Consider the following 21,415-nt stretch of genomic DNA (forward strand, 5'->3'; position numbering starts at 1 on the left):
CTCAGGCAAAGAGGTTCGTTCATGCCCAAAGACCACGTTGATCCTATCGCAGCTCTGCGCGCGAATACCTCGGTCCCGTTTGAACGTGCGCGGGCCATGCCGACCGAGGTCTATACCGAGCAGAGCTTTGTCGATGCAGAGCTTGAGCACATCTTCCGAAAGGACTGGTACTGTGTGGGCCGGGCGGACGCCTTGTCGTCCGTCGGAGACTATGTAGCTTGCGAACTGGCCGGGCAGCCAATCGTTGTGTTGCGTGACAGAGACGGCGATCTGCGCGCGATGAGCAATGTGTGCCTGCACCGCATGTCGACACTTTTGCATGGGCGCGGGAATGCAAAGACAATCGTCTGCCCCTATCACGCCTGGACCTACAACCTCGACGGCAAGCTGCGCGGTGCGCCCGCGATGAAGCAGAATGAGGGGTTTTGCAAAGATAACTACGCGCTGCCTCAGGTCCGCTGCGAAGAATGGCTAGGCTGGGTCTTTGTCTGCCTTGATCCAAATGCAGCCCCCGTGGCCGAGCAGCTGTCCGAAGTGGCGACCATGATCGAAGGCTATGACATGGCCAACTATTCCGAGGCGTTCTATGAAGAACACGTCTGGGACACCAACTGGAAGGTGTTGGCCGAGAATTTCATGGAAAGCTACCATTTGCCGGTGTGTCACGCGGGCACGATTGGTGGTTTGTCGCGGCTGGAGGACATGATTTGCCCGCCCGGCAGCGCGGCCTTCAACTACCACACGATTCTGAAGGATGAATCCCTGCGCATTGCCATGGCGCACCCCAGCAATGACCGGCTGAAAGGCGATGAACGCCGCACGACCTTTCTTCTGGCGCTTTATCCAAGCCTGATGATCACGCTGACGCCAGGATATTTCTGGTATTTGTCATTGCATCCCAAAGGGCCGGGTCAGGTGCATATCCGCTTTGGCGGTGGCATGTCGAATGACTTTGCGGATGACCCGGATGCGCAAGACAATTTCACCGCGCTCAAGACGCTTCTGGATGACGTGAATGTCGAAGATCGCGGCTGTACCGAAAAGGTGTTTCGGGGCCTGTGTTCAGAAGCAGCAACCCCTGGGCACCTAAGCCATCTGGAACGCCCGAACTACGACTTTGCGCAATATCTGATGTCAAAGATCGACGCAGGAGGCGCGTCCTAAATATGACTCACACCCGCATCCGTCCTTTCAATACCGGCGATACCTACCCTGAACAATCGCTCGACAATGACCTGTGCCAAGCCGTTGTCACTCGTGGCGGGAGTACTGTCTGGATGCGCGGGCAGTGCCCGCAGAACCTGGACGATGCCAAGAACATAGACAGCCACGACCCGGCAGAGCAGACCCACAAGGTGATGCAGAACATCAAGCAATTGATCGAAGAAGCAGGCGGCGAAATGGAGCATCTCGTCAAGGTGGTCGTCTATATCACCGATGTCCGTCACCGTGAGGCTGTGTATCGCACCATGGGCGAATACATCAAAGGCGTGCATCCTGTCTCAACCGGTCTGGTGGTGCAGGCTCTGGCACGGCCCGAATGGCTGGTGGAGATTGACGCCACCGCCGTGATCCCGGACTAGCCCCGTGACTTTCTCTCTTGTGGCCCGATGCGCGCAGACCGGCATGTTTGGCATGGCGATCTCGTCTTCTTCTCCGGCAGTTGCAGCCCGTTGCGCCTATGCGCGTGCAGGCGTTGGTGCGGTGGCAAGCCAGAATGTCACCGATCCGAGCCTTGGTCCAAAGACGCTCGATCTGATGGAACAGGGCGCCTCGGCTGAGGCGGCGGTGCGCCAAATCACTGGTGAGGCCGCGCACATCGCGTACAGGCAGCTTCTGGCAATTGACGGAAACGGAACCACAGCCATCCACTCTGGCCAAAACGTGCTGGGCAACTGGAACGAGGCTCAGGGCAGGGATGTTGCATCGGGGGGCAATCTTCTGGCCCATGATGGTGTGCCCTCTGCCATCGTGTCCGCATTCGAAGATGCGACGGGTCACTTGGGTGACCGGCTGATTGCGGCACTCCGCGCTGGGCTTGCTGCCGGGGGCGAGGCCGGGCCCGTGCATTCCGCGGGTCTGATGCTGGTCGACAAAGTCAGCTGGCCCGTGGCCGACCTGCGCTGCGACTGGACCGAGGATTGCCCCATTGAAGCGGTTGCAACCGCCTGGGACGTCTACAAACCACAACTGGACGATTACGTGCGCCGCGCACTCGATCCCTCCGCCGCGCCCTCCTATGGCGTGCCGGGGGACACATAAGACATAACAACAAGGGAGGCCGGGATGACCCATTTGCGAACGAAACTTCAAGACTTGGCCGCCTTGCCCGCGGATCGCCCGATGGGTATGCCCGGCGCGTTCTATACCTCGCAAGAGCAATTTGACCACGAGGCGCAGACTGTGCTGCGCAGCGGGTGGCACTGCTTGGGTCGGGTTGATGAAATCCCGGAACCCGGTGATTTCTTCACCGTCCAGCTTCTGAATGAACCCTTGCTTGTCGTGCGCGGCGATGAGGGTGAAATCCGTGCCCTTGCGAATGTGTGTCGGCATCGCGGAATGCCACTGGCAGAAGGAAGTGGCAATACAAAGCGGTTTGTTTGCTCGTATCACGCATGGGCCTATGGGCGCGACGGTGCCTTGCTGCGTGCCCCACGGATGGAGAATGCGGGCTTTGATCCCAAATCCTGCAGGCTGCCGGAACACCAGGTGCAGCTTTGGAACGGGTTCATTTACGTGAACCTTACGCCAGACGCCCCGCCGTTTGAGCATCCCGAGCTTGATGCCATGCTGGCACCTTATGAGACAGAGGATTTCCGCCTTGTGCATGTGGCTGAAGAGAACTGGCAGACCAACTGGAAATGCCTGGTTGAGAACTTCATGGAAGGCTACCACCTGAGTGTGGTCCATCCGCAAACCTTGCACGGCTACACCCCGTCGGGGCTGTCGCGCAAGCTGGTCAGCGGGGATGGCTACACCTCCTATGCTGCCAATTACCCGGACAATATTACACCGCGCGGAGACGGCGCGGCGGGCCTGAGCGAGGCAGAACGAAAACGGTCGTCCCTCTTTGCCAAGTTTCCCACGCAGGTGGCCAGCCAAGCCGCCAGCCTGCTCGTATCGTTGTCTATTTTCCCGATCAACGCGAACCTGATCCGCGTCAAATGGACGATGTCCGTCTATCGCGATAACCTCGATCACGACACGATCCAGGGGCGAATCGCGCTCTGGGAAGAGGTCAACCGCGAGGATCGCGAAAAGCTTGAGCGCATGCAGGTCGCGCTGCATTCTGCCCACGCGATCGAAGGGCCGCTGGCAGGGGATGACTATGAAGGCACGATCCGCGATTTCCAAACATGGCTTGCCCAACAGGATAGTGCCCCTGATCTGGCCTGAGACTATGCGAGCCGCTAAGACCTCTGACAACATCTCTAAAATAGGAGCGTCTGCGTGCCGCGTCTGACCCTCCGGCAGTTGGAGTACCTCGTTGCGGTTGGCGAAACAGGCAGTATAGCGCGGGCCGCAGACCGGTTGAACGTCTCGTCGCCGTCGATCTCATCTGCCATCACCCAGCTTGAAGAAGAGTTGGCGATTTCGCTGTTTGTGCGGCAACACGCGCAGGGCCTGTCACTGACACAAGGTGGGCAAAGGGTGCTTGAAAAAGCCCGCCAGGTCCTGAACGACGCGAGAGAGATCGCAAACATTGCCGCCGATATTTCAGGTACGGCGCGCGGCCCTCTCGCAGTGGGCTGCCTGTTGACCTTCGCGCAACTTGTCTTACCGCGCTTGCGGCGCGGGTTCGAAACCGGGTTTCCCGATGTCAGGATCGCCCAGAAAGAACTGAACCAGGCAGAGATATTCAACGCGTTGCAACGGTCCGAGATCGACATTGCGCTGACCTATGACATGGATATTCCGACCGACCTGAATTTCATCGGACTGGTGCGCCTGAACCCATTTGCATTACTACATGCCGGGCACGAATTGGCGACACGGACATCCGTATCCATCGATGATCTGGCGGACCTGCCAATGATCCTCCTCGATTTGCCGATCAGCACCGACTATTTCTTGTCGCTGTTTACGGCATCCTCGCGCCAGCCTCGTATCGTGGAGCTGACGCGAGACATGGCCGTGATGCGTTCAATGGTTGGGAACGCCTTTGGCTATTCCATCGCCAATGTGCGCCCGCAAAGCAATACATCACCGGACGGCAATCCGCTTGTTTGCGTGCCGATTACCGGGCCGGTTCGGTCCTTGAGAATGGGTCTTTTGACCACCCACGGTGCGGAAAAGTCGCGTACGGTGTCTGCGTTCATAGACTATGCGCAGGCTCAGGCCCGTGCGGGCGCCTTTCGCGCCATCGGAGGAGAAGCGCTTTCATGAGTGTCTCGCTGAAGGTTCTGGAGCGTCTGGTTGCCTTTGAATCCGTCAGTGCCCGATCCAACCTCGATATGATCGCCTATATCGAAGACTTTCTGCGCAATCGCGGCTTTCGGGTGCAGCGCATCACAGATCCTGACGAACCTAAGGCAGGGCTTTTTGCAGAAATCGGGCCATCTGTTGAAGGTGGGCTGTTACTCTCTGCGCATTCCGACGTGGTGCCGGTTGAGGGGCAGGATTGGAGCGTAAGCCCCTTCAAACTTACCCGACAGGAAGGCCGATTGTACGGGCGTGGAACGACCGATATGAAAGGCTTTCTGGCTGAGATGCTGGCCCTTGCCGATGCCATGCACGGTCGGGAACTGAAAACGCCTTTAAAGCTCTTGGTGTCATACGACGAAGAGATCGGCTGCGTCGGGATTTCACGTATGAAAAAGCAGCTACCGGCGCTCTTGGGACGCCCCAAACTGGCCATTGTGGGCGAGCCGACCGAGATGCAGGTCGCCATTGGTCACAAAGGCAAGCGTGCCTACCGCGCCGACATAAGAGGAGAGGCCGGACATTCCGCACTGGCCCCGCAATTTGTAAACGCACTCCACGTTGCTGTCGATTTCGTCGGAGAATTGCGCCAGATGCAACAGAAGGTCCAACAAACCGGGATCCGCAACGACGCCTACGATGTTCCCTATACGACCTTCCATGTTGGCCAGCTGTCCGGCGGCACAGCTCTCAACCTTGTACCCGACAAGGCGACGCTTGTGTTTGAGTTCCGGCATCTGGCGGAAGATGACCCCGACGAGATCGAAGCCCAGCTTCAGCAGGCAGCAGACGTGGTCTTGGCCAAGTTTCCACCGGCTGCCCATATCTCGCTCCGGTCGTTGGCGGGATACCCGGGGCTGTCAGTCGCAAGCTCCGAACCGGTGGTCTTACTGGTAAAGTCCTCTGGCGGCGGCGACACAACCCACGTTGCATTCGGAACTGAGGCTGGCGTTCTGTCAGACCTCGGCATCGCGACAGTGGTGTGCGGCCCAGGGTCTATGGCGGAACAAGGCCACAAGCCTGATGAGTACGTTTCCGAGGAACAATTGGTTGCTTGTTCCCTCATGCTCAGAAAAGTCGCGAATGAGGTGTTGTTTGGCCTCTAGGGCAGATGTGTTTTTTGTGAGGTCAGTTGCGAAGCTTCCGACAATTGACGTCCACACTTGATGCGTATGAATGCCGTCTGCTCCGGTAAGGGGCGGTCCTGGATTGGCGTATTGTGGTAAGCGTTGTCCATTCTAATGGATCGGTCGCGTATCGTCAGAGATTGTTGCGGAGTCTAATGTGCCACAAACTTGCTACTGAACGACTTTGACGCAGCGTTGGCGAGATAGTTTGACCATTCAAATGTTTCGAATCGATTGAGAAGTGGTATGCTGCACTGCAGAAATCGAGGCGCCACGATGTTCCACCTGAATAGGTTAAAAGCTGTCGTCATCGGAGTAGCGAGCGATCGGTCGATCGCGTGGGGTTATGCACGTGCGCTGCAGTCGCAAAGCGAAGATGTCGCCAGGCCCTCTGAAAACCCGCGTCGTCACCGGGATAGCCAATTTTGGTGCGCTGCAGCAAAGCATGCACCCACACATCACTTCGCGACCATCGAAGATGTCGACCTGTGCATCGTTTCTTGCAAGCAGCGAGGCGTTCAATTTGACCGGGGGCATACTCCCCATCGACGGTGAAACCAACATCGTCCGAGGAAGGATAGATCAATGGCTCGGAATTCATTCGCGAATGAAAAGGCATCGAACCTTCCAACGGGTGAAAACATAACGGCCGTGAACAGCAAATTGTTTGACGCGATTTCCAACGTACTCGATCAATCTGGTGTTCAGTATGAAATTCTGTCTCGTGCCGCCACCATTCAGGCTCAGAAAATAACTGAGCACCATTCGGATCGGGTTCTGAACCTGATAAGCGATCTGCGAGATCTCGCGGTGCAATTCACGCAGACGAAATCCGCTGGCTCGGCTTGGGCGGACTATCTCAAGGATGCTGGTCAGCGCGTCGCCTTGACGATGGACGCCTTGCGTGAGCGTGGTGATGTTTTCCTCGAACATGAAGTGGCCGGTTGCCCGCCGGTGCTTGCTTATGACTACGAAGTGATCGTTGATGGGGCCGAACTCGACCGGCCCTGTAACTATCACCTATTGCGCATCGTCCCTCCGCAAGGAATCCACGTAGACGATCACAAACGCCCCTACATTATCATCGACCCGCGTGCTGGGCACGGTGGAGGTATTGGTGGTTTCAAGTCCGACAGCCAGGTTGGCGTGGCGCTAGCCAAGGGCCATCCGGTCTATTTTGTGAGCTTCGACCGTGATCCGGTTGAAGGTCAGACATTGGCCGACGTCATGCATGCCGAGGCTGGATTTGTTCGCACAGTCGGCGCGCGTCACCCCAAAAGCCCTCAACCTGTTGTTACAGGAAACTGCCAAGGTGGATGGGCGACGCTGCTGATGGCGGCCTGCAACCCTGATCTGACCGGGCCTTTGGTGCTCAACGGAGCGCCGGTTGCACCATGGTCGGGTGAAGTTGGTGAAAACCCCATGCGCTACAATGGTGGTATGCTTGGCGGTACCTGGCAGCCGATGTTCTGGTCGGATTTGGGGAATGGCAAGTTCGACGGCGCCAATCTGGTGATGAATTTCGAGCAGCTAAACCCCAGCCGAAACTACTTTGGCAAATATTTCGATCTGTATCGCGATCCCGAAGGTGGTCGGCAACGCTTCATCGATTTTGAGCGCTGGTGGGGTGGGTTCTTTCTTCTGAACGAGGCCGAAATTCGGTGGATTGTAGAACAGCTGTTCGTTGGAAACCGGCTGGTCAAGAATACCGCACAACTGGAGCCTGGAATTCCCGTTGATCTCAAGGCGATCAAAGCGCCGATTTTTGTCTTTGCAAGCCATGGTGACAATATCACGCCGCCTCAACAGGCGTTAAACTGGATTGCCGAGACTTATGCCGACGAAGAAGAGATACGGGTACGCGGCCAGCGCATAATCTACATGCTTCATGAAGAAGTGGGGCATCTGGGCATCTTTGTTTCCTCCAAGGTCGCGCGCAAAGAGCACGCAGGCCTGGCCTCTACACTTGAGACGGTCGAGGCAATGGCGCCCGGTCTCTATGAGATGGTCATTGATAGCATCGAAGGGGACGGGGTCGAAAAATCCTTCGAAGTTCGTTTCGTCGAACGCTCGCTGTCGGATGTCGCGGCATTGGATGACGGTCGGCAGGATGAAACCAGCTTTGCCGCAGTGGCGCAAATGTCCGAAGTGCAAGCAGGGGCTTATGAAACCTTCGGTCGCCCGGCGGTGCAAGCCCTGTCGTCACCGGTGATGGCTCAAGCTTTGCGCGATGCACATCCATTGCGTGTACAGCGCGCTGCAATGTCTTCGAGCACAGTTTTGGGGAAAGGAATCGAAACTCTGGCGCAGAATGCCAGAGCGCAGCGCGCTCCCGCCGATGCTGAAAATCCTTTTCTGAAATGGGAAAAACTCACCGGAGAATGGATCGAGCAGTCGATGGATCTTGCACGAGATTTGCGCGACGCCTGGTATGAGGCGTCGTTCTACGCAATTTGGGGCGGGCCGTTTGCGTCTTGGTTCGGGCAAAGGAATGCAACGCGCCGAACCCTGCCAGACCCGGCGACTTTGCGCGATCTGCCCGAGGTCAGCGCGGTGCTTGCTCACACGCGGCAAGGAGGTCTACCCGAGGCGGTCATTCGTATACTGGTTCTATTGGCTGACAGTCACAAAGGCTTTCGTGCGGAGATTTTACACCGTTGGGCGCATATCTTTCACCACGAAGCGCCGTTCAAGTGCCTTTCGGTCACCGACCGTCAACGTATTCTGCATGAGCAATCTCTGGTCGCCACTTTTGATCCGAAGAGCGCGGTCGACACGTTGCCTTATCTATTGCCGGACAAAGCGCGGCGCATAGAAGCCGTCGATCTCGTCAAACACATCATAGGTGAAGTGCGAACACCCTCAAAAGAATTGGAAGAGATGGCCAATTTGCTTGTACGGGTTTTGGACTACAATGGGGATGCTGAAACTGAGGCAAAGCCAGCGTCAGAGTCATCACCAGCTCGACCAAGAAAGCGAAGAGTAAAGACAAAACCCAGTCTGAATTAAAACGATTTCATTGCTTTAGGCCGGAAATCTCTATTAACTTGGCGACAACCAGGTTTGCCAGATCAATATAAATCCCTCCGGCGCTGATGCTTTGGTGGGCAGCACGAAGGTGGAAAGAATTTAAACTCTTAAACATGCGACTTAGGGTAGGCGATGTCTCAGAGTCTTTTGAAGTATACACGTGTTTTGGAAATTGTCGGAGACACGATAAAGGTTCGTGTACCGGTTGACGATGGTGGCGCACCGGCTGTTCGGTTCAATGATCTGGCGGTGATCGAAACGGTTGATGGGCATAAAACGCTGGCCCAGGCGATCTTTATTGACCGGGATGTGGTGACGCTTCAGGTGTTCTCGGGCACCAAGGGCATTTCGACCGAGGCGACGGCGACCTTCCTGGGTCACCCGATGCAGACGCCGTATTCAGCCAATATTCTGGGCCGCGTTTTTGACGGAGCGGGAGAGCCGATTGACGGCGGCCCTGACCTGTCAGCCGAGCCGCGGATAGATATTGGCGGACCGACAGTGAACCCGGCCGAACGGGCCGTGCCCAACAAGATGATCCGCACCGACGTGCCAATGATCGACGTGTTCAATACGCTGGTCGAAAGCCAGAAGATCCCGATCTTTTCGGTCTCGGGCGAACCGTTCAACGCCTTCCTCAGCCGCATCGGCATACAGGCGGACGCGGATATCGTGGTCTTCGGCGGCTTGGGGTTGATCTTCGATGACTACCACACGTTTCGGACTTCGTTTGAGGATGCAGGGGTGTTCTCGCGCACCGTGATGTTCGTCAATCAGGCCATGGACCCTCTGGTGGAACGCCTTCTGGTGCCAGACATGGTGCTGGCCGTGGCCGAGAAATTCGCGGTGGAAGAGGGTAAGCGCGTTCTCGTGCTTCTGACCGACATGACCGCCTATGCCGACGCGATGAAAGAGGTGGGCATCAGTCAGGAGCGCGTCCCTTCGCAGCGTGGCTATATGGGCGATCTCTATTCGCAACTGGCGCGACGCTACGAGAAAGCCTGTGATTATGCCAAGGGGGGCTCGGTGACCGTTTTGACCGTCACGACAATGCCCGGCAACGATGTGACCCACCCTGTGCCGGATAACACGGGCTACATCACCGAAGGCCAGTTCTACCTGCATTCGGGCGTGATTGACCCATTCGGCAGCCTCTCGCGCCTTAAGCAGAACGTCATAGGCAAGACCACACGTGAGGATCACGGGCAGATCATGAACACAATGATCCGCTTCTATTCGGAAAGTCGGGATGCCGCGCAGAAACAGGCGATGGCTTTTGATCTGTCGGACTACGATCATCAACTGCTGAAATTCGGCGCGCTGTTCCGCAAGCGGTTCATGGACATTAACGTCTCAATCCCGTTGGAGGACGCGCTGGATCTGGGCTGGAAAACACTGGCCGAGTGTTTTGAGCCTGAGCAATTGCTGATGAAGCAAGCTCTGATCGACAAGTATTTCCCAAAGGATGGTGATGGCGCGGTTGCAGCTGAATAAGTCGTCGCTCGCCCGCGAGCAGACACAGCTGAAAAGCTATGAACGGTTCCTGCCGTCGCTGGACCTGAAACGCCAGCAGTTGATGGCCGAACGCGCCAAAGCACGCGAAGATGTAAAGCGTCTGGAGGACGAAGTAAGCGATCTGGCGCAGCAGGTCGGCGCAAAGCTCCCCATGCTGGCGCAGAAGGGCATTTATCTGGACGGGTTGGTCGAGCTGAAAGACTACAAGGTCAAAGAGGTGAATGTCGTGGGCGTCAAGATGCCCGCCCTTGACCGGATCGAGGTTTCGGTGCGCCCATACTCACGGCTGGCCAAGCCCCATTGGGTCGACGCCGCCGCGCAATTGCTGCACGACATGATCGAGGCGCGTCTGCGGGTCAAAGTGGCGGAAGAGCGGGTGAAGATATTCGACAAGGCCGTCGCCACGATCACGCAGCGGGTCAATCTGTTCGAAAAGGTTCTGATCCCGCGCGCCAAGGCCAATATCAAGAAGATCCGCATCTATCTGAGTGATGAGCAGATGCAGGCCGTCGTGCGCTCGAAGATCTCCAAGCGCAAACATGCGCAGGAGGCCGTGTCATGAGTGTTGCACGGCTCAAAAAGCTGTCTTTGGTGGGACGGGCGGCGCAGAAGATCGAAACGCTTGAGGCGCTGCAGGCGCTTGGTTGTATGCATGTGCTGCCCTTGGCCCCTCCGCCAGCTGAGCCGGAAAAGGTCAACGAACGGGGCGCGCATGAAGCATACAAGGCACTGCGTTTTCTAACTGATGTCCCCGAGCCTCGCAGGCAAATACAACGCGATCCTGAGTTCCAGATGGATCAGTTCGTCAAAGACGTGCTGGACCTGATGCAGCGTACGCGAGACATGTCAGACCGAAGGGATTTTCTGGCCCATCGGATTGCTCAGGTACAGCCTTGGGGGGATTTGGATTTCCCGCCCGACGATGTGCTAGCGGGCAACCGGTTGTGGTTCTACCAACTGCCCCTAAAGCACCGGGATACGTTGGAGAATCTGGCGCTTCCTTGGGCCATACTCGAACAGGATCACCGCTTCATCTATGCCGTCCTGATTGCGCCGGGCGAACCGGCAGACGATATCCTGCCGGTCCCGCGCACGCATACCGGCTCTTTGCCGATTCACGAGTTGGAGGCACAGCTGGAAGAGGCAGAGATCGCGATCGAAGCGCTTGAGGCGGAACGAGTTGCGCAGACCCGCTACCTGACGCTGATGCGGCGCAACCTGTCCGTTGCAGAAAGCGCGGCAGAGCTGGCCCATGCGACCCAGAAGGTCCGCGACGAAGAGGCGATGTTTGCCCTGCAGGGCTGGGTGCCCGAAGATCGCATTGAAGCGGTGCTGGAGATGGCGGGGGCGAAAGATGCCGCCGTTCTGATCGAAGACCCGGGCGCCGATGACACCCCGCCCACATTGCTGGAGCAGCCGGAACAGCGCAACGCTGCTGTGGACTTGGCGCTGTTTTACCAAGTGCCGGGCTACAAAGATTGGGACCCGAGCGTGATCGTTGCGGCCTCTTTCGCGTTCTTCTTTGCGATGATCGTGGCAGATGCAGGATATGGGGTCGTCATTCTGCTGGGCCTGTTGTTGTTCTGGAAGCGTTTGGGCGGGACGGTCAGCCAACAATCCTGGAGGCGCTACGGTGTGATCGTCTCGATGGCGACCATCCTCTATGGCGTGTTGGTCGGGAGCTATTTCGGGGTCGCACCGCCCGATGGGTCCCTTTTGGCTAAGGCTAAACTGCTGGATCTGAATAACTTCGGCGCGATGATGATGATTTCGATTGTTGTTGGTGTCTTGCATCTTGTGCTGGCCAACGCTCTGGCCGCGCGTGCGGCATGGGGGCAGCGCAAGGCGGTTGCCAACCTGGGTTGGATCGCGGCGCTGATCGGCGGGTTTGTTTTGTGGCTCAGTTACATGAAAGGCCAATCAGCAACGCTGGGTGCGATGATATTGGGCGCGGGTCTTTTGGCGATCTTGCTGTTTACAAGCGAGAGGCAGATCAAAAAACCAATCGACTGGCTCTGGCGACTTATTGACGGTGTGCAGGGTCTTGCCGGGGCCATGGGCGCATTCGGAGATGTCCTTAGCTACATGCGTCTATTTGCGCTTGGGTTGGCCTCGGCCTCACTTGCGATCACTTTCAACGATCTGGCCGTCTCGGTTGTCCACGCGCTGAAAGGACCGGGCATTTTGTTCGGTCTGCTGATCCTGGTCATCGGCCATATCCTGAACTTCGCCCTCGCCATGATGAGCGGCGTCGTCCACGGTTTACGTCTCAATTACATCGAATTCTTTAAATGGGGCCTGCCGGACGAAGGCATCGTCTTTCGTCCGTTCGCCCGCAAGGAGGTTCAGGAATGAATGAGCTTGTTCTGACATTGGGTTGGCTGGGCATCTACGCCCCCATGGCGCTGGGCGCGGCGGCCAGTGCGATTGGCTGTTCGATTGCGGGTATGGCCAGTATTGGTGCGATGACCGAGACAGAAGGCGGCTATGGCCGGTTCGTCGGTGTTTCGGCCTTTCCGTCAACGATGGTGATCTACGGGATCGTCATCATGTTCACGCTCAACCGCGATGTGACACCGGAAAACGCGGGCGGTTTGTTCGGGATCGGCATCCTGTCGGGTATCGCGCTTATGTATTGCGGCATCTGGCAGGGTCGGGCCTGCGCCGCCGCGATTAATGCGACCAAGGAAAAGCCAGAGATATTCGGTCTGTCCTTGGCTCCGGCAGCCATTATCGAAGGCTTTGGCGTCTTCGCCTTCGTCTTCGCCCTTGTGATCAGCGCGGGGATCAGTTGATGGCACAGGATGGCATGATCTCGCACGGCGTCGACGCGCTGATCGACAAACTGCGCAGCGATGGCGTGGCCGCCGGGCAGGCGGATGCCGAGAAGCTGAGGGCGGATGCCAAGGCCGAGGCGGCAAAGATTTTGGCGGACGCCAAGCGTGAGGCGGATGCCTACCAGAAAAAGGCCCGCAGCGACTCTGACAGCTATCGCGCGGCAGGCGAAGAGGCGCTGAACACCGCCATGCGGGACGCGGTTCTGACCATGAAAGCGGGCCTGACGGATCGGTTTCGAGAGGACGTGGCGCGCCTCGTCACACAGGAAATGGCAGACCCAGACCTGCTGAAACAGATGATCCTGGAGGTTGTCGGGCGCGCTTCTGAGGGGGCCAATCTCGAGGGCAAGGTTCAGGTCATCCTGCCCGCAAAGGTCGCCACGCAAGAAGACATCAAGCAAAACGCTGATGACATCCAGTCCGGTAAGTTGACGAAATATGTGCTTGGCTTGACCGCCGAAATGCTGCGCGAACAGGTGGAATTGCATGCTGCGGACGATGCGCAGGACGGTATCCGAGTGCGGGCCGAAGATCAGGGCGTTGTTCTGGACCTGACCGACAAAGCCGTGGCCTCGTTGCTGATGCAGCATCTGCAGCCCCGTTTCCGCGCCGTGCTGGAAGGGGTGATCCGGTAACATGTCGGACCCCGATGCCTATATCGCTTTGATCAGCAGCCTGCCGGGCTCGGAACGGCTGTTCGTCGCCAAGCAGCCGCCCTTGTCGCGCCTCCGCCTTGAACGGCGCTTGATGGCGCTGACATCCGAGGACGCGCGCGTTTTGAAGGCGTTGGAGCATGCTCTGAACTGGAGCGGCTATGACATGGACGTGACGGATGCTCAGGCGATCAAGCGATGCAAAGAAGCATTAGAAGATATGCCGCAACCAACTTTGCGGAAGATCCTTGTGGAGCGCATGGATCTGCGAACTGCCGTTGCCGCACTGCGCCTGCGTAGACAAGGCGGCAGCCCCCCGTCAGGGGTGTTCGGAATGGGGCGTTGGAGCCGACACATTCCGGAGAATTGGGGCGACCCGCATTTCCGTCTTGAAGGGGCGATGCCATGGATCAAGGACGCGAAACAGCTATTGGAGGCCGAAGATCCACTGGGCCTGGAGCGGTTGCTCTTGTCGGTCAGTCACAAGCAACTGAAACGGCACGCATCTCGTCACTACTTCGATTTCGAAGCGGTGGCGATCTATGTGCTGAAATGGAACATTTTCGACCGCTGGGCGCAAAGCAACGCGCAGGACGCAGCCAAGAGATTTGAGCATCTGACGCAACAGGCCATGGCCGATGTCGCCGATATCGATTTTGAGGGAGCATACGCATGACAGCCCCAACACCCGCCACGCAAACCGCCACCGCCCGCGTCGTTTCGGTGCAGGAAGGTCTCGTGCAGATCCAAGCCAACAAAGATGCCTCGGGCCAGCCCGGACAGCTGGTCAAGAACGAGGTGGTATTCATCCTGCCCACGCGCCCCGGCCCAGGCGGCAGGCAAGAGCGTCTAAAGGCCGAAGTGTTGCGCGTACGCGGTGATACAGCGGATGTTCAAGTCTATGAGAGCACCGACGGTGTGGCCGTCGGCGATCCGGTAGAACAATCGGGCCAGTTGCTGTCGGTCGAACTCGGACCGGGCTTGCTGGGGCAGGTGTTTGATGGCCTGCAATCGCCGCTGCCCAAGGTGGCCAGCGAGTTTGGAACATTCCTGCCGCGCGGGGCAGACGTTGCCCCGCTGGACGATCAGGCAAAATGGTCGTTCACGCCGTCGGTCAAGGTCGGGGATACGGTTACAGCAGGCGACAGTATCGGCACCGTGCCCGAGGGTCATTTCAGCCACAAGATCATGCTGCCTTTCAATTGGTCGGGCGACTACAAGGTCGTTTGGGTCCAGAAAGGCGCGGCCACGATCCACGACATCGTTGCCCGGCTGGAGGATGAGCAGGGTGGCGAACACACACTCACCCTTTCGCAGAAATGGCCGGTGCGGCGCCCCTTGCCAGAGAGCATCCTGAAACGCGCCCTGTCCGAACGCCTCTATCCGACCGAGCCGGTTCTGACCTCGCAGCGTCTGATTGATACGTTCTTTCCGATCGCGCGCGGCGGAACGGCCTGCATTCCCGGCCCATTTGGGGCAGGTAAGACGGTGCTGCAAAATCTGATCGCGCGGAATGCCAAGGTAGATATCGTCATTGTTGTGGCCTGCGGCGAACGCGCTGGTGAGGTGGTCGAGACGATCCACGAATTCCCCAAGATGACCGACCCGACCACTGGCGGCAGCCTGATGGATCGTACGATCATCATCTGTAACACCTCCTCGATGCCAGTCGCCGCGCGCGAGGCCTCAATCTTCACCGGCATTACGCTGGGTGAGTATTACCGCCAGATGGGCTATGACGTTCTGTTGATCGCCGACAGCACCAGCCGCTGGGCCCAAGCGATGCGCGAAACCTCTGGTAAGTTGGAAGAAATTCCGGGCGAAGAGGGCTTTCCGGCCTATCTGGAAAGCTCGATCAAGGGTTTGTACGAACGCGCGGGCGCGTTGAAAACCAATGACGACGATCTGGGCAGCCTGACTTTGATCGGGACGGTGTCACCCGCTGGAGGCAACTTTGATGAACCGGTCACGCAGTCCACTCTGTCTACCGTGAAATGTTTCCTCGGCTTGTCCTCGGAGCGGGCCTATAAGCGGTTCTATCCAGCCGTTGACCCGATGTTAAGCTGGTCGCGCTACACGGATCAGCTTTCCGACTGGTATGACAAGAACGCGGAACTCGGTTGGACAGTTAAGGTCCGGGACCTGTTAGCCCTAATCGAAAAAGGTGAGCAGGTCGACCAGATGATGCAGGTCACCGGCGAAGAGGGTGTCACCATCGAGGATTTTGTCACCCAACAAAAAGCGCTGTTTGTGGACATGGTCTACCTGCAGCAGGATGCTTTTGACCAGGTGGACGCAACCGTGCCGTTGGAGCGGCAAAAGATGACCTTCAAACTGGTCTACGACGTGACTCAGTCGAGTGCCGATTTCGCCGACAAAGCCGAGGTGCGGCAGGTGTTCACGCAGCTTACCGGTTTGATGAAAAACTTCCACTACGCGGCTGCGAACACGCCGGAATTCAAATCAATCTGGCAACAGATCACCGATCTCTGTCATGAAAAATTCGGCATCTGACAAGTGGCTGGCTATTGAGGACAGAACGCAGACTTGTGAGGAAAAGGCCCGTGAGGTTTCTGGTCGGGCGAGTCATCGTTCCCAGAGCTGTTGCAAACTTTTGACAGCCCAAAGTGTCTTGGTTAACCGGAGCATGACACTTGATGTCATCGCGTTGAAAGCCCATCCATGATTCCGTCAAAAGCACTCAATATTCGAAGGATGCTATGCGTGAGGACCGCATCGTATGCGCGTTTTGTTTTCTTTTACATTGACCAATTTACAGGCAGATGGATCGACAAACCTCGGGAAGATGCGCAGCTGAAATTGGACTGGTTTGACAGATCTACTGCTCTGGCGAACAATTGGCATTTGACGAAGCCGAGCCAAGCACAACGACCATGAGCCAGAATTTCTCCCGGCGACTGACGGATCTTCTGATCCGTATCTACCCGGACCATGACCATACAGAATTATCCGAGCAGATTGTGCAAGCGTTCTGGCCGTCCGGACACCACCAAAGAAAGCAGGGGCGAAAGCCCGGTAATGGTCTGTGGTCCGAGCGAGACAGTGTTCTGATCACTTATGGCAATTCCATCGAGGACCAGGTCCACAAACCTCTGGACTTGTTGCACGATTTTCTTGTGCGTCATCTGCAAGGGGTCGTGAACGGCGTGCATATCCTGCCATTCTTTCCCTTCACATCCGATGATGGGTTTGCGGTTTCGGATTACTACAGCGTCAGCGCGCAATTGGGGGATTGGCCAGACATCACGCGCATCGCGGATGATTTCCACCTGATGTCGGATCTTGTACTCAACCACGTGTCCAGTCAGGGGCTATGGTTCAACAACTACCTGCAGGGAAAGCCGCCGCATGACAGGTTCTTCTTCGAGGCTAAGCCTGAAGATGATCTGCAGCCGGTGGTACGGCCCAGAACCACCCCGCTTTTGCGTCAGGTTGAAACGAGCCGTGGCGACCGTCACGTCTGGTGTACGTTCAGCCACGATCAGATTGATCTGGATTTCCGCAATCCTGAGGTTTTGATCGAAATGCTTCGGATCATCCGACTGCATATCGACAAGGGCGTGCGCATCCTGCGTCTGGACGCCGTGGCCTTTATCTGGAAAGAGGTGGGCACGACCTCGATCCACCTTCCACAGACGCACGCGATCGTGCAACTGCTTCGGCTGCTTTGCGATTTCACGACTGAGACGGTCGTCCTGCTGACCGAAACCAATGTTCCGCGGACCGAGAATTTAAGCTATTTCGGCAATCGGAACGAGGCGCATGCGGTTTACAACTTTCCACTGCCTCCGTTGATCCTGCACGCCATGCAGTCCGGCACGGCCCGGTACTTGCGCGATTGGCAGGCGGCCATGCCCCCGGCGCAATTGGGGTGTGCGTATCTGAACTTCACCGCCAGCCATGATGGTATCGGGATGCGGCCCGCAGAAGGGTTGCTGCCACCCGAAGAAAAGACGCGGATGATCGACACCGTGCGAAACCTTGGCGGGCTGGTTTCCATGCGTGCCTTACCGGATGGTCGCGAAGAACCTTATGAATTGAACTGCGCCTTCTTCGAGGCCATGCGCGCGACCTTTGACGGCGAAGACCAATTTCACTTGGCGCGTTTCATCTGTTCGCAGACCATCGTAATGTCACTTGAGGGCATTCCCGCTTTCTACATCCACTCTCTGTTGGCCACCCCCAATGACCATGAGGCGGTGGAACGTCGCGGGATGAACAGGGCGATCAACCGGCATCGCTGGCACTATCCGGACCTGTTGTCAAAGCTCGCCGACCCCGGATCGGATCAATCCCGAGTGTTGTCGGAAATGTCGCGCCGTTTGCGCATTCGCGCGCAGCAATCGGCGTTCCACCCGAATGCGACGCAGTTTACCCTACGGCTCGACGAAAGGGTTTTCGGCATCTGGCGGCAGAGTCTGGATCGAAGCCAATCCATTTTCGCCCTTCACAACGTGTCTTCGGATCACGTGCAGATCAACCCGACAGAAGTGAATTTAATTGCTGAAGAAACGTGGATGGATGCCCTGACCGGCGAGGTCTTCGGTGCCAACATGTCCGAATTCTCGCTGGCACCTTACCAGTGCCGCTGGATTACGAACGCCCCTGCGGTGTGAATTCTTCCAGATCCAGCGCGACCGCTTCGCTCAGGTGGTGCAGGAACTCGGCATCTGCGGCATGGACCCGGTTCCATGTCGGGATAAACGGCGTCTCATGGGGGTTCTCCAAAAAGACCCGCCCGGCGCGGATGATGTTTTCGGCAAAGAGCTCGATCGACTTTTCCTCGGTATGGCGGTCAAGTGCCAAGCCGTTCATCTTTGCATCGGTATAGTACCCCTCGAGCAAATCCAGAGCCGAGCGATAATAGGTCGCCTTGAGCGTCCGGAACGTGTTGGTGGTGAATACGGTGCCATCTGCGGCCAGTTTGCGGAAGATGGCCTTGCAGATGTCGGTCGACATCCGGCTCAGCCCGGTGTTGGCATCCTCTGGCGACAGCTTCTGATGCTTGTGATCGTAATTGTCAGCAATCTCGACCTGGCAGACGGACTTGGGTGCGAGGTTCCTCCAGGCTTCGGACAGAACGCCGATTTCCAGCCCCCAGTCCGACGGGATACGTAGATCGGGCAGGGTCGGTGTGCGAATGGCAAACTCGCCTGACAGCGGATAGCGGAAACTGCGCAGGTAGTCGATGTAGTCTCGATCTCCGATCACCTTTTTCAGCGCGATCAGCAGAGGGCTGACCAGCAGCCGAGTGACACGGCCGTTCAGGTTGCCATCACCGATGCGCGGATAAAAGCCTTTTGCCATCTGGAACGGGAAGGTTGGGTTGACCACGGGATAGACCAGCCGATCCAGCATATCCCGTTTGTAGGTCACTATATCGCAGTCATGGATCGCCATGACCGAGCTGTCGGCGCAGGCCAGCAGATAGCCGATGCAAGACCAGACGTTTTTGCCCTTGCCGGGTTCCTGTGGTGCAAGGCCAAGGTCGCGCAGCCGTTCTTCCAGCTGCAACATCCGGGGGCTGCTGTTCCAGATCACGACATGCTTCTGGGGCAAACGGTCGAAAAACGCTCTGGCGCGTTGGTATTGTTCCGCGTCGGCCTGATCGAGCCCGATGATAATGCGATGCAGGTAGCTGACCTTGGACAGCTCGTCGATAATTCCCGCAAGGGCCGGACCTTCTAGTTCTGAGTAGAGACAGGGCAGGATCAACGTCACCTTGCGCGTTTCGGCAAAGACAGAGATTTCGTGCACCAGATGCTCGGCCGGGCGGCTTCGCAGGTTGTGAAGCGTGGTGATGTTTCCGTTCTGATGGAAGTCTGCCATTTGGGCTGCCTGTCTTGGTTAACTGTCTTTGTGATCGGCTGCGGTAAGGGTCAGAATGGCCTCGGCCCAGCCTTCGGGGCCTTCGCGTGTGGTTCTGAATATCCGCTGCTCGTCTTCGAGCGCCTGGACCGGAATGGATGCACCATGCCGGTTTGCGACAACGACACCGGTGTCGGCGGCAAGGATCATTTCCAGATCGTTCGGCGCATCGCCGAGAGCGATGGTTCTTTCCGGCTTCAACTGGCGGATCAGGTCGGACATGGCATCCGCTTTGGTCTTTCCAAACGACAAAGTGAGAAATCGACCGCCTTGCCTGGCTTTTAGACCGCACCACCCGGCTTCGGAGATAAACGTATCAAGATCCTCTGGCGCGCCCTCCCACACGCCCGGTTCGCTGAAATGCCGATCCTGGGCTTTCTCTGCCTCGACGAGATCAAGACCGGTCCTGTCGCTCACCTCCTGCACGCTCATATCTGCAAAACCGCGAAAGCCGGGTTGGAGGTGTTGCAGGATATTCAGAATGTTCAGATATTCAGAGGGTCCATCGGTTTTTGGGTGGCCCGGTGTCAGAATGCCAGCCCCATTTTCGACGATCGACGGCATGTTCGAAAAGCCTATGGCTTGGCGCAAGCCAATAATCTCGGCAGCGGTTTTACTGCTGGCTAGCACGAGCCCCGCGCCAATGTCCCGAAGCCGCTTTAGCGCGGGTTGTGCGGCGTCCCAGCTATAGTCTTGATGGTTCAGCAGAGTACCATCGAGATCGGAGAAAACCAGAAGTGGCAGGCGTTGGAGCATGGCTTCTGACTAGCATCCGAGATTGCGCGGCTACATCTCAAATCAGAAGAACATGCGGATTTAGTGTTTAAAAAATCAGCAGACAAGCATGATAGCTGAAAAAATAGGCAAACTAGGCCGGCAATACCTAACTTAGCCCGCTCCCATGTGCACTGGACGCGCGGGAAAGGAAAACGGATAAAGCTAGGAAAGTGTATCCGGGCATCGAACTTTGTGCCCGTTCCGGATCACCTGCACGACAGCGCGAGCGAAGGACGCCAACCATGCCCAGCAATGTAGAACCGAGCATCCGCCAGCTCAAAGCGCTTGAGGCGGTTGCCCGCACCGGCAGTTTCACAGCTGCGGCAGAAGAGTTGGGCGTCTCTCAACCCACGGTTTCAAACCTGATCGTCGCCTTGGAGCGGCAAACCGAGTGTCGCTTTTTGCGGCGGGGCAACAAGGGGATTGAAACCACCGAAATGTTCGAAACACTGCGCCCGCAGATCAAGGCTCTGCTGGCGTTGAAGTCCGAGGTCGACCTGGCGATTGGCGCGCGGAAAGACCTGAAGTCGGGCAGTTTTTGGGTGGGCTATTCAACCTATCAGATCGCCATGCCTCCAATTGCCCGATTTATCCAGACCCATCCGGGTGTCACCCTGAATGCGCGCGCTATGGCCAGCCTCGACCTGATGCCCTTACTGCGCACCGGTGATTTGGATGTCGCCTTCATCACCGCGCTCGAACCGCTGGAGACGATGCATTGCCAAAAGGTAGCTTCGTTTCGGATCGGCATAGTGGCCCAAAACGAAGGTGCATTGCGAGACGTCGAAACCCTTAGTTGGGCGGATGTCGCGAAACTGAGACTGATACAGCGGGAGCCAAATGCCGGTACGCGTCAAATCTTCGAACGCGCAGCATCTGAGGCTGGTATCGCGCCGGATACCATTCTGGGCCTCGGCTCCTGGGGGTCGATCACCTCTCTGGTTCGGGCTGGCGTGGGCGAGGGGGTAGGCTTCGAATCGGAGTTGGTGGCCGCAGACAAGGATCTGAAATTCATCCCAATAAACGATCAAAAACTAAGCGCTCATCAGTTTTTGGTTTCGATGCCGGCGATGGCTGCGTCGGCCACTGTCCGGCAATTTTATGAAATTACACAAGAAACTTTGGAGAGCGTTGGCGAATAGGAGTAACATAGTTTAAAGCTATA

18 protein-coding genes are annotated in these 21,415 nt (G+C 57.2%); 16 read left to right on the forward strand and 2 right to left on the reverse strand.

Annotation, left to right across the window (positions count from 1 at the left end):
- Window positions 1-21 precede the first annotated feature (21 nt).
- The 15 genes from ACR0B5_RS15035 (at window position 22) to ACR0B5_RS15105 (ending at window position 18,221) form a co-directional block, all read left to right on the forward strand.
- Complete coding sequence (locus tag ACR0B5_RS15035; protein ID WP_480541458.1) at window positions 22-1,164, forward strand: aromatic ring-hydroxylating oxygenase subunit alpha; 1,143 nt, start codon at window positions 22-24, stop codon at window positions 1,162-1,164.
- A gap of 2 nt (window positions 1,165-1,166) precedes the next feature.
- On the forward strand, window positions 1,167-1,583 hold the full coding sequence (locus ACR0B5_RS15040; protein ID WP_170722487.1) for a RidA family protein: 417 nt from the start codon (window positions 1,167-1,169) through the stop codon (window positions 1,581-1,583).
- A 4-nt stretch (window positions 1,584-1,587) separates the two neighbouring features.
- Window positions 1,588-2,262, forward strand: a complete 675-nt coding sequence (locus tag ACR0B5_RS15045; protein WP_480541460.1) for a DUF1028 domain-containing protein — start codon at window positions 1,588-1,590, stop codon at window positions 2,260-2,262.
- Window positions 2,263-2,286: 24 nt separating this feature from the next.
- Window positions 2,287-3,396: an aromatic ring-hydroxylating oxygenase subunit alpha gene (locus ACR0B5_RS15050; protein WP_170641211.1), complete on the forward strand. Its 1,110-nt coding sequence runs from the start codon at window positions 2,287-2,289 to the stop codon at window positions 3,394-3,396.
- Window positions 3,397-3,450: 54 nt separating this feature from the next.
- Window positions 3,451-4,386, forward strand: a complete 936-nt coding sequence (locus ACR0B5_RS15055; protein ID WP_170556001.1) for a LysR family transcriptional regulator — start codon at window positions 3,451-3,453, stop codon at window positions 4,384-4,386.
- Window positions 4,383-5,528 (forward strand): acetylornithine deacetylase, encoded by a 1,146-nt coding sequence (gene argE, locus ACR0B5_RS15060; RefSeq protein WP_480541462.1) that lies wholly within the window; start codon window positions 4,383-4,385, stop codon window positions 5,526-5,528. The genes ACR0B5_RS15055 and argE overlap by 4 nt, the downstream gene beginning before the upstream one ends.
- A gap of 606 nt (window positions 5,529-6,134) precedes the next feature.
- Window positions 6,135-8,558: a DUF3141 domain-containing protein gene (locus ACR0B5_RS15065; RefSeq protein WP_480541464.1), complete on the forward strand. Its 2,424-nt coding sequence runs from the start codon at window positions 6,135-6,137 to the stop codon at window positions 8,556-8,558.
- 153 nt (window positions 8,559-8,711) lie between these two features.
- Window positions 8,712-10,073: a V-type ATP synthase subunit B gene (locus ACR0B5_RS15070; RefSeq protein ID WP_170722480.1), complete on the forward strand. Its 1,362-nt coding sequence runs from the start codon at window positions 8,712-8,714 to the stop codon at window positions 10,071-10,073.
- Window positions 10,051-10,656, forward strand: coding sequence for a V-type ATP synthase subunit D (locus ACR0B5_RS15075; RefSeq protein WP_480541466.1), 606 nt, complete (start codon window positions 10,051-10,053; stop codon window positions 10,654-10,656). The genes ACR0B5_RS15070 and ACR0B5_RS15075 overlap by 23 nt, the downstream gene beginning before the upstream one ends.
- Entirely contained in the window at window positions 10,653-12,449 is a 1,797-nt protein-coding gene (locus tag ACR0B5_RS15080) for a V-type ATP synthase subunit I (RefSeq protein ID WP_480541468.1), read from the forward strand. The genes ACR0B5_RS15075 and ACR0B5_RS15080 overlap by 4 nt, the downstream gene beginning before the upstream one ends.
- Window positions 12,446-12,889 carry an ATP synthase subunit C gene (locus tag ACR0B5_RS15085; protein ID WP_170324458.1) on the forward strand — a complete coding sequence of 148 codons (444 nt, stop codon included), beginning with the start codon at window positions 12,446-12,448 and terminating at the stop codon, window positions 12,887-12,889. Before ACR0B5_RS15080 ends, ACR0B5_RS15085 begins: the two co-directional genes overlap by 4 nt.
- Complete coding sequence (locus tag ACR0B5_RS15090) at window positions 12,889-13,566, forward strand: hypothetical protein (protein WP_480541470.1); 678 nt, start codon at window positions 12,889-12,891, stop codon at window positions 13,564-13,566. The genes ACR0B5_RS15085 and ACR0B5_RS15090 overlap by 1 nt, the downstream gene beginning before the upstream one ends.
- A gap of 1 nt (window position 13,567) precedes the next feature.
- Window positions 13,568-14,260, forward strand: coding sequence for a hypothetical protein (locus ACR0B5_RS15095; RefSeq protein WP_480541472.1), 693 nt, complete (start codon window positions 13,568-13,570; stop codon window positions 14,258-14,260).
- The gene (locus ACR0B5_RS15100; RefSeq protein ID WP_480541474.1) at window positions 14,257-16,098 is read left to right on the forward strand and encodes a V-type ATP synthase subunit A; all 1,842 of its coding nucleotides are present in this window, start codon (window positions 14,257-14,259) and stop codon (window positions 16,096-16,098) included. Before ACR0B5_RS15095 ends, ACR0B5_RS15100 begins: the two co-directional genes overlap by 4 nt.
- Window positions 16,099-16,478: 380 nt before the next feature.
- On the forward strand, window positions 16,479-18,221 hold the full coding sequence (locus ACR0B5_RS15105; RefSeq protein WP_480541476.1) for a sugar phosphorylase: 1,743 nt from the start codon (window positions 16,479-16,481) through the stop codon (window positions 18,219-18,221).
- On the opposite strand, the gene ACR0B5_RS15110 is transcribed toward ACR0B5_RS15105, so the two are convergent.
- Together ACR0B5_RS15110 and ACR0B5_RS15115 are read right to left on the reverse strand one after the other, a co-directional pair.
- Window positions 18,199-19,434: a glycosyltransferase family protein gene (locus ACR0B5_RS15110; protein ID WP_480541478.1), complete on the reverse strand. Its 1,236-nt coding sequence runs from the start codon at window positions 19,432-19,434 to the stop codon at window positions 18,199-18,201. The genes ACR0B5_RS15105 and ACR0B5_RS15110 overlap by 23 nt on opposite strands.
- Before the next feature lie 18 nt (window positions 19,435-19,452).
- Window positions 19,453-20,229, reverse strand: a complete 777-nt coding sequence (locus ACR0B5_RS15115) for an HAD-IIB family hydrolase (RefSeq protein ID WP_480541480.1) — start codon at window positions 20,227-20,229, stop codon at window positions 19,453-19,455.
- 263 nt (window positions 20,230-20,492) lie between these two features.
- Between ACR0B5_RS15115 and ACR0B5_RS15120 the strand changes: the two genes are divergently transcribed.
- Window positions 20,493-21,392, forward strand: coding sequence for a LysR substrate-binding domain-containing protein (locus ACR0B5_RS15120; RefSeq protein WP_170641236.1), 900 nt, complete (start codon window positions 20,493-20,495; stop codon window positions 21,390-21,392).
- Window positions 21,393-21,415: the final 23 nt, after the last annotated feature.

The sequence above is a fragment of the Ruegeria sp. AG1 genome (assembly GCF_056541705.1).

Coding starts and splice junctions, on each gene's coding strand:
- ACR0B5_RS15115 (WP_480541480.1), bottom strand. CDS start 20,229: ATGCTCCAACGCCTGCCACTTCTGGTTTTCTCCGATCTCGATGGTACT.
- ACR0B5_RS15100 (WP_480541474.1), top strand. CDS start 14,257: ATGACAGCCCCAACACCCGCCACGCAAACCGCCACCGCCCGCGTCGTT.
- ACR0B5_RS15095 (WP_480541472.1), top strand. CDS start 13,568: ATGTCGGACCCCGATGCCTATATCGCTTTGATCAGCAGCCTGCCGGGC.
- ACR0B5_RS15085 (WP_170324458.1), top strand. CDS start 12,446: ATGAATGAGCTTGTTCTGACATTGGGTTGGCTGGGCATCTACGCCCCC.
- ACR0B5_RS15075 (WP_480541466.1), top strand. CDS start 10,051: ATGGCGCGGTTGCAGCTGAATAAGTCGTCGCTCGCCCGCGAGCAGACA.
- ACR0B5_RS15035 (WP_480541458.1), top strand. CDS start 22: ATGCCCAAAGACCACGTTGATCCTATCGCAGCTCTGCGCGCGAATACC.
- ACR0B5_RS15065 (WP_480541464.1), top strand. CDS start 6,135: ATGGCTCGGAATTCATTCGCGAATGAAAAGGCATCGAACCTTCCAACG.
- ACR0B5_RS15080 (WP_480541468.1), top strand. CDS start 10,653: ATGAGTGTTGCACGGCTCAAAAAGCTGTCTTTGGTGGGACGGGCGGCG.
- argE (WP_480541462.1), top strand. CDS start 4,383: ATGAGTGTCTCGCTGAAGGTTCTGGAGCGTCTGGTTGCCTTTGAATCC.
- ACR0B5_RS15040 (WP_170722487.1), top strand. CDS start 1,167: ATGACTCACACCCGCATCCGTCCTTTCAATACCGGCGATACCTACCCT.
- ACR0B5_RS15070 (WP_170722480.1), top strand. CDS start 8,712: ATGTCTCAGAGTCTTTTGAAGTATACACGTGTTTTGGAAATTGTCGGA.
- ACR0B5_RS15050 (WP_170641211.1), top strand. CDS start 2,287: ATGACCCATTTGCGAACGAAACTTCAAGACTTGGCCGCCTTGCCCGCG.
- ACR0B5_RS15105 (WP_480541476.1), top strand. CDS start 16,479: ATGAGCCAGAATTTCTCCCGGCGACTGACGGATCTTCTGATCCGTATC.
- ACR0B5_RS15120 (WP_170641236.1), top strand. CDS start 20,493: ATGCCCAGCAATGTAGAACCGAGCATCCGCCAGCTCAAAGCGCTTGAG.
- ACR0B5_RS15110 (WP_480541478.1), bottom strand. CDS start 19,434: ATGGCAGACTTCCATCAGAACGGAAACATCACCACGCTTCACAACCTG.
- ACR0B5_RS15090 (WP_480541470.1), top strand. CDS start 12,889: ATGGCACAGGATGGCATGATCTCGCACGGCGTCGACGCGCTGATCGAC.